The sequence below is a fragment of the Methanosphaera sp. ISO3-F5 genome (genome assembly GCF_034480035.2).
Lineage (GTDB): Archaea > Methanobacteriota > Methanobacteria > Methanobacteriales > Methanobacteriaceae > Methanosphaera.
In genome coordinates this window covers 918,522-933,658 of sequence record NZ_CP118753.2, presented here as the reverse complement: position 1 = coordinate 933,658, position 15,137 = coordinate 918,522, and the positions used below count along the sequence as shown (strand labels likewise).

At 29.0% G+C, this 15,137-nt stretch carries 21 protein-coding genes; 8 read left to right on the top strand and 13 right to left on the bottom strand.

Annotation, left to right across the window (positions count from 1 at the left end; all coding sequences use genetic code 11):
- The first annotated feature begins 123 nt into the window (after nucleotides 1-123).
- Nucleotides 124-255, top strand: coding sequence for a hypothetical protein (locus PXD04_RS15965; RefSeq protein ID WP_323735813.1), 132 nt, complete (start codon nucleotides 124-126; stop codon nucleotides 253-255).
- A gap of 233 nt (nucleotides 256-488) precedes the next feature.
- A complete protein-coding gene (locus PXD04_RS15960; protein WP_323735812.1) occupies nucleotides 489-629 on the top strand; it encodes a hypothetical protein in 141 nt (46 codons plus the stop codon).
- 225 nt (nucleotides 630-854) lie between these two features.
- On the opposite strand, the gene PXD04_RS15955 is transcribed toward PXD04_RS15960, so the two are convergent.
- The 10 genes from PXD04_RS15955 to PXD04_RS15910 form a co-directional block, all read right to left on the bottom strand.
- Nucleotides 855-1,310, bottom strand: a complete 456-nt coding sequence (locus PXD04_RS15955) for a hypothetical protein (RefSeq protein WP_323735811.1) — start codon at nucleotides 1,308-1,310, stop codon at nucleotides 855-857.
- A gap of 94 nt (nucleotides 1,311-1,404) precedes the next feature.
- A complete protein-coding gene (locus tag PXD04_RS15950) occupies nucleotides 1,405-1,587 on the bottom strand; it encodes a MarR family transcriptional regulator (protein WP_323735810.1) in 183 nt (60 codons plus the stop codon).
- A 215-nt stretch (nucleotides 1,588-1,802) separates the two neighbouring features.
- Entirely contained in the window at nucleotides 1,803-2,195 is a 393-nt protein-coding gene (locus PXD04_RS15945; RefSeq protein ID WP_323735809.1) for a type II toxin-antitoxin system VapC family toxin, read from the bottom strand.
- Between the two features lie 20 nt (nucleotides 2,196-2,215).
- The gene (locus tag PXD04_RS15940; RefSeq protein ID WP_323735808.1) at nucleotides 2,216-2,632 is read right to left on the bottom strand and encodes a hypothetical protein; all 417 of its coding nucleotides are present in this window, start codon (nucleotides 2,630-2,632) and stop codon (nucleotides 2,216-2,218) included.
- Nucleotides 2,633-3,097: 465 nt separating this feature from the next.
- Complete coding sequence (locus tag PXD04_RS15935; RefSeq protein ID WP_323735807.1) at nucleotides 3,098-3,493, bottom strand: hydrogenase iron-sulfur subunit; 396 nt, start codon at nucleotides 3,491-3,493, stop codon at nucleotides 3,098-3,100.
- A gap of 22 nt (nucleotides 3,494-3,515) precedes the next feature.
- The gene (locus tag PXD04_RS15930; RefSeq protein WP_323735806.1) at nucleotides 3,516-4,670 is read right to left on the bottom strand and encodes a Coenzyme F420 hydrogenase/dehydrogenase, beta subunit C-terminal domain; all 1,155 of its coding nucleotides are present in this window, start codon (nucleotides 4,668-4,670) and stop codon (nucleotides 3,516-3,518) included.
- 14 nt (nucleotides 4,671-4,684) lie between these two features.
- Nucleotides 4,685-5,716 carry a hypothetical protein gene (locus PXD04_RS15925; RefSeq protein WP_323735805.1) on the bottom strand — a complete coding sequence of 344 codons (1,032 nt, stop codon included), beginning with the start codon at nucleotides 5,714-5,716 and terminating at the stop codon, nucleotides 4,685-4,687.
- Between the two features lie 352 nt (nucleotides 5,717-6,068).
- Complete coding sequence (locus PXD04_RS15920; RefSeq protein WP_323735804.1) at nucleotides 6,069-6,437, bottom strand: hypothetical protein; 369 nt, start codon at nucleotides 6,435-6,437, stop codon at nucleotides 6,069-6,071.
- A gap of 42 nt (nucleotides 6,438-6,479) precedes the next feature.
- Nucleotides 6,480-7,187, bottom strand: coding sequence for a Cna B-type domain-containing protein (locus PXD04_RS15915; RefSeq protein WP_323735803.1), 708 nt, complete (start codon nucleotides 7,185-7,187; stop codon nucleotides 6,480-6,482).
- A 37-nt stretch (nucleotides 7,188-7,224) separates the two neighbouring features.
- Nucleotides 7,225-7,821, bottom strand: coding sequence for a Cna B-type domain-containing protein (locus PXD04_RS15910; protein WP_323735802.1), 597 nt, complete (start codon nucleotides 7,819-7,821; stop codon nucleotides 7,225-7,227).
- 496 nt (nucleotides 7,822-8,317) lie between these two features.
- On the opposite strand from PXD04_RS15910, the gene PXD04_RS15905 reads away from it, so the two are divergent.
- The 3 genes from PXD04_RS15905 to PXD04_RS15895 all read left to right on the top strand — a co-directional run bounded on the left by PXD04_RS15905 (nucleotide 8,318) and on the right by PXD04_RS15895 (nucleotide 9,661).
- On the top strand, nucleotides 8,318-8,674 hold the full coding sequence (locus PXD04_RS15905; protein ID WP_323737462.1) for a transposase: 357 nt from the start codon (nucleotides 8,318-8,320) through the stop codon (nucleotides 8,672-8,674).
- Nucleotides 8,675-9,039: 365 nt separating this feature from the next.
- Nucleotides 9,040-9,276, top strand: a complete 237-nt coding sequence (locus PXD04_RS15900; RefSeq protein ID WP_323735801.1) for a hypothetical protein — start codon at nucleotides 9,040-9,042, stop codon at nucleotides 9,274-9,276.
- 94 nt (nucleotides 9,277-9,370) lie between these two features.
- Nucleotides 9,371-9,661 (top strand): hypothetical protein, encoded by a 291-nt coding sequence (locus tag PXD04_RS15895; protein ID WP_323735800.1) that lies wholly within the window; start codon nucleotides 9,371-9,373, stop codon nucleotides 9,659-9,661.
- A gap of 51 nt (nucleotides 9,662-9,712) precedes the next feature.
- On the opposite strand, the gene PXD04_RS15890 is transcribed toward PXD04_RS15895, so the two are convergent.
- Complete coding sequence (locus tag PXD04_RS15890; protein WP_323735799.1) at nucleotides 9,713-9,844, bottom strand: hypothetical protein; 132 nt, start codon at nucleotides 9,842-9,844, stop codon at nucleotides 9,713-9,715.
- A 20-nt stretch (nucleotides 9,845-9,864) separates the two neighbouring features.
- On the bottom strand, nucleotides 9,865-10,056 hold the full coding sequence (locus tag PXD04_RS15885) for a redoxin domain-containing protein (protein WP_323737461.1): 192 nt from the start codon (nucleotides 10,054-10,056) through the stop codon (nucleotides 9,865-9,867).
- Nucleotides 10,057-10,640: 584 nt separating this feature from the next.
- Here PXD04_RS15885 and PXD04_RS15880 point away from each other — a divergent pair.
- The 3 genes from PXD04_RS15880 (at nucleotide 10,641) to PXD04_RS15870 (ending at nucleotide 13,981) form a co-directional block, all read left to right on the top strand.
- Nucleotides 10,641-11,969, top strand: a complete 1,329-nt coding sequence (locus tag PXD04_RS15880; protein ID WP_323735798.1) for a transposase — start codon at nucleotides 10,641-10,643, stop codon at nucleotides 11,967-11,969.
- A gap of 265 nt (nucleotides 11,970-12,234) precedes the next feature.
- Complete coding sequence (locus tag PXD04_RS15875; RefSeq protein ID WP_323735797.1) at nucleotides 12,235-12,522, top strand: PspC domain-containing protein; 288 nt, start codon at nucleotides 12,235-12,237, stop codon at nucleotides 12,520-12,522.
- 133 nt (nucleotides 12,523-12,655) lie between these two features.
- A complete protein-coding gene (locus PXD04_RS15870; RefSeq protein ID WP_323735796.1) occupies nucleotides 12,656-13,981 on the top strand; it encodes a prephenate dehydrogenase in 1,326 nt (441 codons plus the stop codon).
- A gap of 166 nt (nucleotides 13,982-14,147) precedes the next feature.
- Here PXD04_RS15870 and PXD04_RS15865 read toward each other — a convergent pair whose 3' ends face one another.
- The gene (locus PXD04_RS15865) at nucleotides 14,148-14,936 is read right to left on the bottom strand and encodes a hypothetical protein (protein WP_323735795.1); all 789 of its coding nucleotides are present in this window, start codon (nucleotides 14,934-14,936) and stop codon (nucleotides 14,148-14,150) included.
- Nucleotides 14,937-15,137 lie beyond the last annotated feature (201 nt).

The window sequence follows — 15,137 nt, the reverse complement described above, 5'->3', positions numbered from 1 at the left end:
AAGAGTCAATTAATGTATGATAGTTATTTAAAAATGAAAAAAGATATAAACAGTGATGATATAGAAAACAAATATAGCAACATTAAAATGATAAAATAATTACATTCTATTGAGGTGTTAAATATGAGCAATCCATACGCTGCATTCTTTATGATCATAATATTCTGCTTCTCTTTATCAGCTGTAATCTTTGCCCCAAGCATACTAACAATGATAATATTTGTTATTTGTTTAATATTACTTATAACAATATGACAAGAAAATGTTTAAAAATAAGGATAATACCATTTTATCCAAGAGTATAATTACAAATAATCATTTAAATACCTTTTTTCTTTTAAAAAAGATATATTATAATTAAATACCCCTTTTTATTCTTTTTTACTATTATTTTATTGTTTAACAGAAATTTTGTCAGGACATATATTGAAGAATAATTATTATTTTTTCTATCTTTAATATAATTAAATTATTAAAAGTCAGTTAAAATGAAATTAAACAGTATTTATGCCAAGTCTCGACCGGAAGTACATTATGTTTGTCATGGAATAGATGAAGAAAGATTACCAAACCAGTATACTCATTATAAACTTACTCATAAGGAATTATTAACATTACTCAGCAGATGAAATTCTTTTCATCATAAAATAGGAGATTGCAAACAGTAATGTTACTACAAATAATTGGGGGGAGAAGGTAATGTCTAAAATATTTTTTTTTAATAAATATGATTGTACGATAGTTATATGAAATTTTCCAGATTACTACAAGTATTTACTGGATAAAAAAAAAATTGTAAGATGATAATTTATCATCTTTCTAAAAAGATTAGATTAATTGGAGTGGATGATTTTCTAGAATATGAATTTTTGTTGTTTTCTATGTTTATGGTTTATTGGAGCTGCTTTGTGTGTTACTTCTTTTAATAGTTCTAGTAGTTTTTCTCTGTCTATATCTTCCATCATATATTTGTTCCATTCCATTTCCAGAGATTTCATTTCTTTTATTATTTCTTTTCCTTTTGATGTTAATGTTACATCGTAGGGTAAATCTTCACTTTTCGTGTTTACTTCTACTAATCCCTTGTTTTCCAGTTTTTGGTATTTTTTGATGAATATGTTCTTATGTAGATTGAATATTCCATTTATTTGTTCTGGTGTTTCTTGTAGTTTTTTGTACTGGTTTATTCTGGCTTTTTTATGTACGGGCATGGAATGTGAATTTGCTTGTTTTAGTAGTTTTATTTCTCTTTTGTGTAAGTGTTGACTGAGGTTTTCTTTGATATAGTTTTCTTTTGATTCTTCAATCAATGATATTAGGGGGTGAGATGATTTCCAGGTTTTCTATTGCTTCTTTGTGTGGGTAATTGTTGTCTTCCAATATGATAACCACTGTTTTATTATATTATTTGTCTGCTAATGTCCAGTAGCATCGTTTTGGTGAAATTATTGTTTCATCTTTTTTTAGTTCTTTCATTATTTTATCTACTTCTTTTTTTTCTACTCCACTGATTTCACTTACTTTTGTAGCATTTAATGGGTCTTCTGAGTTTTTGAATGCTTCTATTACTTTATCTTTGTTGTTCATTTATATATCACCTGTTTCTATTTTTTTTAATACCATGTAAGAATTAACTAAGTTAAGACTTATTATAATATTTAAAACATAAACATATTAATATTTAATGAAATTCATGAAAAAACAGTATTATATCCAAACTTGGCATAAATTTGTTTAGAAATAAAAAGTATTACAAAAAGAGAGTTTATGCCAACACAGCATAGTAAAAAAAAGGAAAAAATCTAATGTGTAATTCGTATAATTCCTTTTATTTTATCAAAGTCTGAATCAAATGATACTATTTTATTAACCTTATTATTCTGCATTGTCTTAAGAATAGTACAATCTGAAAAATTAATAGCATGATTATAATAATTAAATAATTTAATTGACTCTACATAGTCATTACTGGATAATATACTGACAACTCCAATATCCAATAAGGAATGAATGACTTTTTTTCTATCCCAATGATAATTATTCTTCTTTAAACTATTCAAAACTTCTGTTAAAACCGTGTTGTTAATTATCTTATTTTCATGTTCCAACAATGGACGTAACATGTGAGCTTTTTGATGATGCACATCATTATCTATTATTAATCCAATCAAATAACTGCTATCCAAAAAAATCATAAATATCATTTACCTATTAATTATTTATAAGCTTCTTTTTTTAACTTAAGACTGTTAGTTTCTTTGTCAAATACTACTGCACCATCCAAATTTTTTAAAACATCATCATTTGAGTCATTGTCAAAATCTAATAAGTTCTTTACATCATTCATATCCGAAACTGGAATATTTAAATTATCATCATCATTTAATTTTAATTCATCAGGAATATCATCAGATAAATCAATATCATAAGAGGTCATTTCATCTTTTCTATCATTATCCAATATTTTTTCTATTTCTTCAATAGATTTTAAGGGCTTATTAGGTGTAGAATCATTTTTAATACCCTCAAGAATATATTTGTTAGCTAGATTATACTGACTAACCCCAGTAAGCACACTTTTATGTTTTAATTGTTGTTTAACATCTTCATTAATACGTATCGTAGTTGCCATAGAAATACCACCTATAATAACCTATGAAATTTTATATATAAATATATTTATATACAAATCTACAACAATTGAGACTTGGCATAAATTTGTTTAGAAATAAAAAGTATTACAAAAAGAGAGTTTATGTCAACATTCTATAATTCTAAAAATTACCTGGAAAAATTAGATGATTACTTATGCACATTATGAAAACAGTCTTAAATGTATATTTCTTATATAGTTCATATATATGTTGTAATATAAATTCTATTAAAAACACAATTTATCAATAGCTTAATTAAAAAATCATCAACTATTCCAATAATCATTATTATATCTGAACTTTAAAATAACTCAAAAATTACTATAACATATGACATTCACAAAAAAATAAAAATAGGAATGCTGACAGCACCCATTACAACATGTTACAATAAGAATACTGTCAACAATACATAATTAACATTAACTATATTAAATCAATCATTATTCTTTTATTGCCGCCAGTTCTTCATGGAATTCGTTCATTAACTTCTGGAACTTTGAACCTTCCGATGCGGATACCCATTCATAACGGAACCTTCTCTGATCAATACCCATCTCATCAAGGATGTAACGTACCAATTGTGCTCTTCTTCTCCACTTATAATTTCCTGCATCATAGTGACAGTCACCTATATGACATCCTCCTACAAATACCCCATCTGCTCCCTCATGGAATGCCTTGAATATCATTTCTGCATTTATTCGTCCAGAACACATCACACGTATAATTCTAATGTTTGGCGGATAAGCCATTCTACCTGTTCCAGCATTATCTGCTCCACCATAGCAACACCAGTTACAACAAAATCCTATTATTTTTATTTCATCATCATTCATACTATTAATCCTCCACCACAACTTATTCTGTTATTTCCTCTTTAAGTCCACTGAACATTGGTGCCTTATCATCACTACAACCGGCAACATATCCTGTTTCTTCTCTGTAGCATAATTGAACTTTCTGATACATCTTTGCTAATGGTATATCCATTGGACACACGTCCTCACACTGGCCACAGTTAATGCAACTGAATGCCATATGTGATAATCTTATTCCATGCATTAATAGTGGGTCTGGTTTTTCATAATCTTCTTGCTGCAAATGTTCCTTTTCCAGGGAGCATGTTTTACAGTTACATATTGGGCATACATCCCTGCACCTGTAACATTTTATGCATCTTGTAAGTATTGAGTTAAATTCCTCTGGTGTCGGATATTCTTTTTCCAGTTGTGTTTTCTGTTTCTTCTTAGCCATTTTCTTCATTACATTCTCTATTTTAGAACGTATTGCGACTTGTTTTTCGCTTGCTTCCTTAGTTTCTATGTATCCCTTGTCTATGGCATTTTGTACTATTTCTTCTCCCCGTGGAGTGTTTATTTCTACGAATGTGTATCCCTTGCTTGATCCCCAGTTTCCACAGGCTATGTCTGCTTTTCTTGGTATTTTTAATTCGCATCTTTGGCAGTTGTTTCTTCTTCCGTATCCTTCATCTTCGAGGTCGTCTATTTTCACTTCTTTTTCTTCGCCATCGTCTAGTTCTATTATGAATTTTCCTTTGCTGATTTCTTCACTCACTACTCTTTTTGGGTCTACATCATAGTATAATTGTATCATTTTCTCTGCTGTCAATGGGTTTACTGTTCCGCCACAGTTTAATCCTATGATGAATATGTTGTCCCTGTTTATTCCTTTTCTTTTTATTATTTCATCGATGGCCATTAGGTCGCATGCCTTGGTGGTTACTGCTATTTTTTCGTCTTTTAGGTATTGTGCTATCAGGTATGATGTCATTATTGGTGCACAGTGCAGTGATCCTGCTGTTTCTATTAGTTCTTCATTGGTGGTTGAGTATGCTGGTATTCCATCATACACGTCTTCTCCTTTTTTAAGGTTTAATACTCCATCGATCTTTTCTTGTTCGAGTAATGATAGAAGTATTGCTGTTACTGCTCCACCATTTTCGCATTTTGATAGTATTTCTTCATCTGTTGCTTTTATTTGTAAATATTTCATCAATTCCACCACCATTATATGTTGTTTGTTATATTTTCAAGTATTTCTCCAACTGTTTTTAGGTTATTGTTTTCATCATTGATTGCATCTTCATAGTATTGTGTTGTGCCCATGGTATTTGTGTAGGATCCTCGTTTTTCGCACCATTGTTTTACTGGTATCTCGTTTTTGTTTCCTTTGGGTTCTTGTGTTATTGTTATTGTTTCTTTATCTTTTATGTTATATTCTTCATAGTTTTCCTTTTCTTCGTTGATGAATATTAGTAGTTTTGAATCCTGTATGGTGTCTGTAACATCTTTTTTGCTTGTTTTTTCTATTTTTTCCAGGATTGAGTAGCTGTTGGGATTTTTTAGTAATGGCAGTAATTTGATGTTGTTTTCTTCTGCAAAGCTTATTATGTCTTTGTAGTTTTCAACTTCGTTTAGAATTAGTATTGTTTTGGGGGTTAATTTTATGTCTTTTAGTGCTGTGGTTATGTTTTCAAGTGAATCAATTTGTAATAGTTGGTCGGAGTTGTATCCTGTCAGGTTTTTGTTGGTGTTTATGTTTATTGTCTTTGCACCGTTTTGTTGTGCGTGTATTACTCTTCTGGCTATTAGGGTGTTTTTCCTGTATATGTCGCCTATGATTATGATTTGTTCTGCTTCTTCTATTTCTTCATAGGATGTTATTAATTTTTTGTCTGTTTTTGTGAATCCGTCTTCGTATGATAGGATGTTGTAGTTGTTTTTGTTTGTGAATTTTATTATTTCTTCCAGGTCTTCGTTATCTGTTTTTCCTGAGGTGATTATACTTATCTGGTTGTTCTGGTATTTTTTGATGGTTTGTGCTATTTCTCTGATTTTGTTTTTGTAGTCGAAGTTTTTTTCTTGGTTGTTTTCTTTGATTCTTTCTATGTATTCTATGCAGTTTTTACAGTTTTTTCCTTCGTTTATTGGATGGTTTTTGTATGGATTGATTCCCATTATTTTTCCATCCTTGCTTATGAGGTTAATTCCACAGCCTATGCTACATTGGGGACATATTGTATGGTTTATTGTTAACATGTCGTTTTCACCTATTATAAGTAATGTTGATTTTTTTATTATATTTTTAAGTAAATATTGGGGCATGTTTATTTTTAAGGTTGTTTATAATTTTTTTTATGCTTGTTTAAAATTTTGAGGATATTCTTTTAGTCTCCTACTCTTTTGAACATCTTCTATTTTTTTGCTGGAAATTATAATATTTACTTAATATTATATATGAATATTTGTAAAATATAAATATTATGATTAATCATTACAATTATGATTTTTATATAAAAAAGATAATACTTTTAAAAGATATATCAAAAAAAAGTTAAAAATAAAAAAAATTAAAAAATGGGAGATTATGAAAAAAATAGAATAAAACAAATTATTCTATACTTATACTTTCAGTGCCAGCACTAGGATTTTCATTACTACTAGAACTTCCTGAACTGCTTGAACCTGAACCACTGTTTGAATTTGATTGACTTCTATAATGTTCATGATCCGTGTTTACTTCTGTATGAACTTCACCTGAATCTATTATATGACCATTACTGTTTGATCCACTCTTATCTATTTGAGCGGAAGAATTTTCAACGTGGCCCTGCTGGTTTACAAGATTTATTGTGTGAGGCACATCATCTATGTCTTCATAGTCAACAACAAGAATTCCATTTTCATCCCAATGAGTATGATGCTTGAATATATTTATTCCTTCATGCCCTAATGCAGCTATAAAGTCTGCAAAGCTCATATGTCCTAAGAGGTATTCCTCGTATAAGTAAATGTATAAATGTTATTTGTATATTTTTCCTTCATCCTGATATGAATATCCACTGCTTTGTTGCCTGTTTCTGTTGTAATAATTGTTTCTTGAATACCAGTTATACCTGTTATACCTGTTATATCGGTAATTATAGCTGTTATACCTGTTATATCCACTTATTTGATTATTAGAATATCCGGACTGCAGATAGGAACCTTGATTACCATCATTTCTGTTATATCCATTATTATATGGATTTGATGTATACGGATTGTTTGGAATACTTGGACTATTTGAAGCATTACCAAGTACATTCAATGAATCTCCTGTATCATTAAGGTTTTGCTCGTAAAGTTCAAAATACTTACTCATATTTATTAATTCCCAACCCCACTTGAAATGTACAAGTTCTGTATGTTCATCAAAGGTAATATTATCCTTTTTCTCATCATCTTCCGGAACGTGAACTATAATATCATCATCTTGCTCCAAAGTATGATTTTCTACAATGATTATATTACTTGACTGATAAGTATTTGTAATAAATACAATATCCTCAGTTTTTGTTTCATATGATGCAACATATCCTTCAGGAACTCTAAATTCATTCACTGAGTAAAGAATAGTTTTTCCATTACTATCATATTTATCCAAATGTGTGAACACGTGCATCCACATATTTTCTTCGTTCAAAATTGTTGATGCTATATGTTTACCGTTAGCATATAAGTTCACCATAATTGGTTGTGGCTGTGTAGTGTTAGCTCTCCAATTTTTAACTACAGTGAAAGTTAATACTTACCTTCACACTATCATTTAATGGATAAGTGTTAGTTATGATAAATCCTTCTTTCATGTTTCCAGTATAATCTACCATGTAACCCTCAGGTATTCTGATTTCATCTATCGTGTAAACTATCTGTTTACCGTTAGCACCATACTTGTCAAGGTTACTGAATGTATGAGTCCAACGATTACCAGCTGATAGTTTTGTACTGGTTATGTGCTGTCCATTAGCCATTAAACTTACAGTTATTGAATCTGGTATTTTATGTCCATTGTTTTCCCATACTTTGTGTACTGTGATGTTTACTGTTTCCTTGTTTTCTTCAACTTCTTCATATTCATAGGTGTTTGTAATGGTAAATCCATTATGCATATTTCCTGAATATGTAGCCGTGTAACCTTCAGGTATGGTTATTTCATCTACTCTGTAGTGTATGATTTCTTTGTTTTCATCATGTTTTGGAAGTCCTGTGAAAGTGTAAGTCCAACTATTATCTTCAGATAGTGTTGCTGATGCAATGGTATGACCATGTGCTATTATGTTCACAGTTACATGTACCGGATTCTTGTTACCAGTATTTCCCATACTTTATGTACAGTAATGTTTACTGTTTCATTTTTCTCTTCGATTATTGTATTGTATATATTGGTATAGGGTACTCGAAAAATAGCTTATAAAATAAGTATTATTAAAGCTTATTTTCATGATTAACCATATGTATATGTTGTTATATTTTTAAGTACAAAAAATTAGTTCTTAATTCATAAAAATAGGGTCAATAAGTATAAATTTAGATAAAACTGACCCAAAAATATGTTTATTGACCAAAATACTTAAATATTTCGATAAAAGATCAACCAAACAAATATTATCAAGAAATGGTGTAAAAAATATCAACAAAATGATAGATTCTATGAAAATTATACTAATAGCATTGTTTTATAATTATACAATATCAGATACAGTTCGTGAAATAAATCGAGATAAAAAATTACAAACTCATTTTAAAATACAAAATAATTTTACAGAACAACAATTTTACGATTATTTTAATCGTTTTGACCCATAATTATTTAATAATATAACAAACAGCATATGTTCTAGAATAAATAAAGAAAATAGGAATCCAATAAGAACGTTTATAGTTGATGCAACCTCTGTAGAAGTAGATATAAACACGATCAAAAAATACATATCTCAAGAAGAATTAGATAAATTGAAACTCAAATGGAGATTTTCTAAAACTAAAAACTATTATATAAGATTTAAAGTAACAGTAACACTTGATAAAGATACATTATGCCCAGTATCCATTCTTATTCATCCAGGATCACCACATGATTCCGTACTTTATGAAGAAGTACTAAACGAATTAAAAAGAAGAAGACTTTTAACAAAAAGAACATCATTATACCTAGATAGAGGATATTACTATTAGAAAACTATAAAATAGGAATTAACCATTATAACATAGTTCCAGTAATAGCACCAAAATACAAAAATACAATACAAAAAATAAAAGATAATCTAGCTTATCCTCTCGAAATATTCAAAAATAAGAAAGTAAATAAATTAAAAAAAGAGTACATAACATTAAAAACCATCTTAATAAAAAAATTAGAAAACTGGAAAAAACTAAAACCTGTACGAGGATTAATAGAAGATTTTTTCAAAGTAGCCAAAGATGCATTCGGTTTAGGCAAATTCCACAAATATACAACCAAATCAATAAGCAAATACATATATCCATGCATATTATTAACAACAATCTGCATACAACAAGGTTACAATACAAAAACCAAAATGCAACAACTAGCAGAAGGAAACATAGAACTACGGCCAGTAATAAAACACAGAAGAAAGAAAAAACAAAAAACAGAACAAAAAACAGAACAAAAAACAGAACAAAAAACAAAAAATCCACGTGTACCCTACAAAAACAACCAAACAACACTAGACGACTTCACAAAAGAACACCAAACAACACTCTTGCATTCAGTTAAAATCGAGTACCCTATAATAGATAATAAAAACATATAGTATATTCAATAACATCTAAATTCTAAAAATAATATAATTCAACACATGTAATAAATAAGAAATAATAGTGAATAATACTGGAGGATTATAGAACATGTCACATAGATCAACAGTCATATACGAAGCAGAGGAAGTAGAAGCAGGTCGTTTAAGTATAGAAGATTGTGAATACCCAGAAGAAGTATTGAATGAATTAAGCGGGTCAGATTTTGATTCCAGAGGTTATATAATTCCCCATAACATGAACTGGGATAATAATTATGATTACAAACCACAAGAAAACAATGAACAAAACAATCATGACAAAACGTGCCTTGGAATCTGTTGTCTATTATTCCTTATATTCTGGTTTTTCTCAGTGCTAACATACCATCCAAACATATGAATAAAATTATGTGCAAAAAAAAATACTAGGGAGAGGAGAAATGTAATGTAATCAGTCTAGTTCATCTAGCATCTGTTTTGGATTTTTTACCTGATTTACCTTATCAAATGCTTTAATGATAATTCCTTCTTCATCAATCAGGTATGTAGTTCTTTCAAGCCCTATTGTTGGCCGAGCAAACATTTTTCTTCTCCTTCAATACATCATATTGTTTTATAACTTCCATTTCCCGTGTCTGAGAGTAATATGAATGGTAACTTGTATTCTTCCAGGAATCCTTTCTGTGTTTCTACACTGTCTCTGCTTATTCCTATTATTGTTGCTCCTTTTTCATCAAACTGTGGATATAAGTCCATGAATGTGCATGCCTGATTTTTACAGCCAGCTGTTGTGATTTTATAGAAGAAGTATAATATTATTTTTTGTCCACGAAAACGGATAGTTTTCTGGTTTTTCCATCATAATCGGGTAAACTAAAATCTGGTGCCTTTGTTCCAACTGTTAACATATTTTATTCCTCATTTAATCTTAGTTTAGTGTTTGTCTTTTCTAGATTATAAGATTATTTATATAGGAAGTAATGATTTAATTTTTAATAAATTCTCCGAAAAATTAAAGTATCCAAAAAATAAAAAAACATGCATGTTGTGTGGAAAGGTTTTACATCATATTTAATATTTTTCTAATATAAGAGTGTTGGCATAAATTCGTTTTTGTAATACTTTTTTATGTGGATGAAACTTTTTTTTTAGTATGATTGTTAAGTATGTATAGGAATATGAAATATATTACTTATCAAGACCCCCTTGATTACTTACCAAGACCCCCTTGATTACTTACCAGCTGCTCTTGGATTAAACTTATATACATTTTATTCTATAATTTATATTATCGAAGTCATAGAATTGTTGTTTATGAAATTCTTTTCTTGATTTTCGGTTTTAAAGTTAATGGAGTGAAATAAGCAGTATTAATTATTATGATAGATGAAAATTGTATATATTTAACTCAAAGTACTCTTATTAGAGGTCTTTCTAAGAAACAATTCAATGTTTTAGTGGATATTTCATTGAAATTAAATGATTTACGAAATTGTGCTATAAAAACTACTAAATTAGATAAATGTGCTGATGATAAACATTTTAAACAGTTGAATTTCAAATCAATAATCACTAAAGTTAAAACTGAATTCAGTAAAGATTATTCACTTATTCAAGCCAATATAGCAAATAATGTTATTAAAAAACATGTTGAATCTTTTAATTCTTATGTTGCATTAAAAAATAAAAGCATCGATAATGAATATAAACGACCATCAAATAAACCTAAAACCAGAGATAACCGTTTACATAATATCATAATATCAAATGAGTCAATAACTTCTTCCAAGAAAAAATTAGCCCAGGGTTACATTGAATTACCCTTAAGCAGAGAATATAAAAAACAATTAAAATCCAAAGATTGCAGACCACGTATTAGAATTCCTGAAAATATACGTGATAAAAAGATTATACAAGTAGAAATTATACCATTAAAGAATGGACAAATGTTTAAAGCCAATTTCACATATCAAATGGAAAAAGAGTCTCTAGGTTTAGATGAAAGTAAAATGATGGGTATTGATTTGGGTGTTAATAATTTTGCAAGTATTGTTACAAGTGAAGGGACCCCATACATTGTGGGCGGGCGATTTTTAAAAAATCAAATAGCCTTCAAATGCAAAAAAACAGCACAATATCAATCAATACTAAACAAACAGGGACTAAAAACATCCAAACGATTACAAAAAATAAACACCAAATTTAAAGCAATACAAAACAACTTCCTAGATCACACAACCAAATTCATAATAGAAACATGCAAAAAACAAGACATAGGAACCATAATACTCGGATACAACAAAAAATTCCAATACGAAACAGATATGGGAAAAAAACAAAACCAAATATTCACACAAATAGCTTTCAAAAAATTCATAAACAAACTAGAAACACAATGCCAAAAATACGACATCAAACTAATTATTACCGAAGAATCATACACAAGCAAAAGCAGTTTCCTAGACAACGACATATTACCAACCTACAAAGCAGATGAAGAAAAAAATGAGGAATATAAATTTAAAGGAAAACGAATAAAAAGAGGACTCTATAAAACAAGCACCGGAATATTAATAAATGCAGATATCAATGCAGCATGTAATATTATACGTAAAAGTAAGCAGAACTTCCCCAAGGAACGACTGTATAAGTGGGCACGGACTGCCCCTGGGAAAATCAAAAAAATACAAGACTATTTTCAAAAATAAACAATAAAAGAAAAGGGTTTTGTTATATTTGATTTGAACAAAGACATAATGCTGGTTATCATTTTGATAAAAAGGTTAATATTTTTTCGAGTATTACTTTTTTTCTCTTGAAACTAATTTATGCCAAGTCTCTATAAAAGAACTTTAATATCCTATTGTACATTAAATTCACAACATATATTTATGATATTAAATAATTTCACAAAAAAATAATTAATAGAGTATTGATAGAAGTATTATTATAAAAATTTTTAGGTGAGAATTCATGGTTCAAAGATTATATCGTTCAGAAAGCAATATCTGTATTGCAGGAGTTTGTGGTGGAATAGGAGAGTACCTTAATATTGATCCAGTGATTGTAAGATTATTATGGGCTGTTTTCACTGTTTTATTTCCTGGAGGCATTTTAATTTACATATTAGCTTGTTTAATCATTCCTATAAAAGAGAATAATGTGAAAACTAAAGTTAACATAACTTCTGAAAAAGACGTTGAAGATGAGACTAATACTGTAAAAGATGAAAAAGATGTAGTTAATGTTAAAATAGAATAAGATTTTTATTTTTAAAATTTATATCTCCCATATACTAAATAATAATAAAAAAAAGATATTGTCATTAAATGTTAATAATAGGAGAAACCATAATTTACAATAAAATATTTGAAAAAATTAGAGATGCTTATATATGACTAGAGAAAATGAAAAGAAAATGACCATCATAGGAGGTACCCGAGGTCTGGGAAGATGGTTGGCAGAACATTTGAAAGAAAAATATGATATTACCATCACCAGTCGTAACAAAAGTACAGGAACAGAAATTGCACAGGAAATAGGGGTAAATTATAATTGCAATAACATTGAAGCCATACAAGATGCTAAAATAATTATTTTCAGTGTTCCTATTGAGAGTATGGTGAAAACTATCGAGGAAGTAGCACCATATGCTCCAAAAGGGTCAGTGCTTATGGATGTTGCGAGTATAAAAAGCGAAGTTTCAGATGCTCTTGAAAAGTTTGCACCAGAAGATACGGAGATTGTACCAAGTCATCCTATGTTTGGTCCTCGTGTTCCCAATCTTAAAAAGCAAATAATAGTATTAACACCAGTACAGGGCAGGTCAAACAATTGGTTGCCACGAATTAAGGAATTTTTAATAGAAAATAAGTGTGAAATAGTAGAAACTACACCTGAAGAACATGATAAATATATGAGTATAGTTCAGGGCCTTACTCATTTTTCATTCATTAGCTTAGCTGCTACCATTAAAAAGTTAAATATTAATGTTAAAAAATCTAGAAATTTTTCAAGCCCTGTTTACAGTTTAATGCTTGACATGGTTGGACGTATAGTTTATCAGAATCCTTATCTTTATTATTCCATACAAAAAAATAACCATGAAACAGAAAATGCTAGGCAAACATTAATAGATGAAAGCATATATATTTCTAACTTGATTAAAAATGAAGATGAGGAAGATTTTGTTAAAATTATTGTTGAATCTGCAAAACATTTAAATGATGAAAAAGAATCCTTGAAACGTTCAGATTTAGCTATTAATATGATTAACCGTAAGATTAATCTTCTCAAGAAATCTGTTGGAAAAGAGATGGGCTTGAAACATCATTTCACTAATGAAGTGTATGTTGGAATTATTTCTGATGTAAAATCTAAAAGTGTGGCTCTTCGAACTTCAGAGGATAATGTGATTGACTTAGATATTTCAAATGTTGACATATTATCTGATGAGGATATTCAGGAATGGAAAAAGAATAATATTAATTTAGAATATTTTGATTTATCTGTACTGTTTCCTCGTAAATGTGATGATGAATTCTTGATTAAAATGTTTAAGAATATTGAACCTGTTATTGATGTAGAAATAATTGACAGGGATGATAATCAGGTTAATGACTCGTTCTCATGTTTTACCTTCCATTATTCTTTATTTGATGTGAAAGATAAGGATTATGTTGAACAGTATGTTGAATCTGTTGGTGGTAGTATACTGTAATCTCCCCTTCCCCACTATAATACTATTTTTTATCAAATTATCTGTTTAATAATATGATACTATCCCTTTCTCTACTAAAAATATTAGATTACACTAAATAAAATTTAAAGGAAAAAATAATTTTCATTTAATAAAAAAAAGGAGTTTCGAAGGGGTGGTGAAAATGTTATTCTGGGTATAATTGTGAGAATGCATGTAGGAAGAAGAATAACGAAAATGCTTCCAACAATGATGATAACAGACAACCAAGTGTATGTTTAGCTTCTAAAAAGACTATAATATTTGATATAATTATACACAGAACCATTACTAAGGCTAAAAATTGCAGATACCTCGTTACTCCTATCTTTCCAACTATACCACCTATATATCCGAGGTCTAATATTTGTCTGAAATTATGATTTACTTCTAAATCTACTTTACCTATAGTACAAAATGTAAACATTACAGTCAATATAAGGATGAATATTAGTAATGCTGTTACTATTATATCCATACTGTGATTCATTAACAGTTGAGGTGCTGATCCAATAATTTCTATTACATTTGAATGTTCATATGCTACCAGAAGATGGGCTGTACGATTTGGAATATCAACAATACCTTGAATTGCTGCTATTATCGCCACTATAATTGCTGTAATTATTATGGTTATTGCAAGATAGTATGATTCTAGTATTGTGTCTTTTACTGATTCATCAAGGGCTTTTCTTAATGATAATTTTGGAAATCCTTTATTGGCCTTTATTGCATGAAATATAATTTGTAGATTAATTCCAAGAGCTATTAAAGGTAATATTAATGCTATAACTGATATTATTACACTGCCGTGATGGTGTGCGAAGTGTTCCTGAACTAGTTCCGCTATTAGAAATAATAATGTTACTATTGCAAAATGTTTATAATATCTTATAGGAAATAGTAATGATTGTTTAAGTATTTCTACATTTTTCATATTTCTTTCCCCCCATTTTTCTTATATATATGACTTTTATGTTATCATTATATATTTATGACTTTTGGATTAATATATAAGAAAACAGTTTATGGCTCTGTAGAAAACCTTGCATTGAGAGAAATATGAGTAATAACCCAAATATAGTTTTTTTACAGAGGGAAATATTTTATTTCAATATTCTCCTTTCTTCATCATAAT

Bases quoted from the DNA above. Each gene is read 5' to 3' on its own strand.
- PXD04_RS15960 (WP_323735812.1), top strand. From the start codon at position 489: ATGAAATTAAACAGTATTTATGCCAAGTCTCGACCGGAAGTACATTAT.
- PXD04_RS15900 (WP_323735801.1), top strand. From the start codon at position 9,040: ATGCAACAACTAGCAGAAGGAAACATAGAACTACGGCCAGTAATAAAA.
- PXD04_RS15865 (WP_323735795.1), bottom strand. From the start codon at position 14,936: ATGAAAAATGTAGAAATACTTAAACAATCATTACTATTTCCTATAAGA.
- PXD04_RS15920 (WP_323735804.1), bottom strand. From the start codon at position 6,437: ATGAGCTTTGCAGACTTTATAGCTGCATTAGGGCATGAAGGAATAAAT.
- PXD04_RS15965 (WP_323735813.1), top strand. From the start codon at position 124: ATGAGCAATCCATACGCTGCATTCTTTATGATCATAATATTCTGCTTC.
- PXD04_RS15915 (WP_323735803.1), bottom strand. From the start codon at position 7,187: ATGGTGAACTTATATGCTAACGGTAAACATATAGCATCAACAATTTTG.
- PXD04_RS15910 (WP_323735802.1), bottom strand. From the start codon at position 7,821: ATGGGAAATACTGGTAACAAGAATCCGGTACATGTAACTGTGAACATA.
- PXD04_RS15950 (WP_323735810.1), bottom strand. From the start codon at position 1,587: ATGAACAACAAAGATAAAGTAATAGAAGCATTCAAAAACTCAGAAGAC.
- PXD04_RS15875 (WP_323735797.1), top strand. From the start codon at position 12,235: ATGGTTCAAAGATTATATCGTTCAGAAAGCAATATCTGTATTGCAGGA.
- PXD04_RS15935 (WP_323735807.1), bottom strand. From the start codon at position 3,493: ATGAATGATGATGAAATAAAAATAATAGGATTTTGTTGTAACTGGTGT.
- PXD04_RS15890 (WP_323735799.1), bottom strand. From the start codon at position 9,844: ATGTTTGCTCGGCCAACAATAGGGCTTGAAAGAACTACATACCTGATT.
- PXD04_RS15940 (WP_323735808.1), bottom strand. From the start codon at position 2,632: ATGGCAACTACGATACGTATTAATGAAGATGTTAAACAACAATTAAAA.
- PXD04_RS15880 (WP_323735798.1), top strand. From the start codon at position 10,641: ATGATAGATGAAAATTGTATATATTTAACTCAAAGTACTCTTATTAGA.
- PXD04_RS15945 (WP_323735809.1), bottom strand. From the start codon at position 2,195: ATGATTTTTTTGGATAGCAGTTATTTGATTGGATTAATAATAGATAAT.
- PXD04_RS15930 (WP_323735806.1), bottom strand. From the start codon at position 4,670: ATGAAATATTTACAAATAAAAGCAACAGATGAAGAAATACTATCAAAA.
- PXD04_RS15925 (WP_323735805.1), bottom strand. From the start codon at position 5,716: ATGTTAACAATAAACCATACAATATGTCCCCAATGTAGCATAGGCTGT.
- PXD04_RS15870 (WP_323735796.1), top strand. From the start codon at position 12,656: ATGACTAGAGAAAATGAAAAGAAAATGACCATCATAGGAGGTACCCGA.
- PXD04_RS15895 (WP_323735800.1), top strand. From the start codon at position 9,371: ATGTCACATAGATCAACAGTCATATACGAAGCAGAGGAAGTAGAAGCA.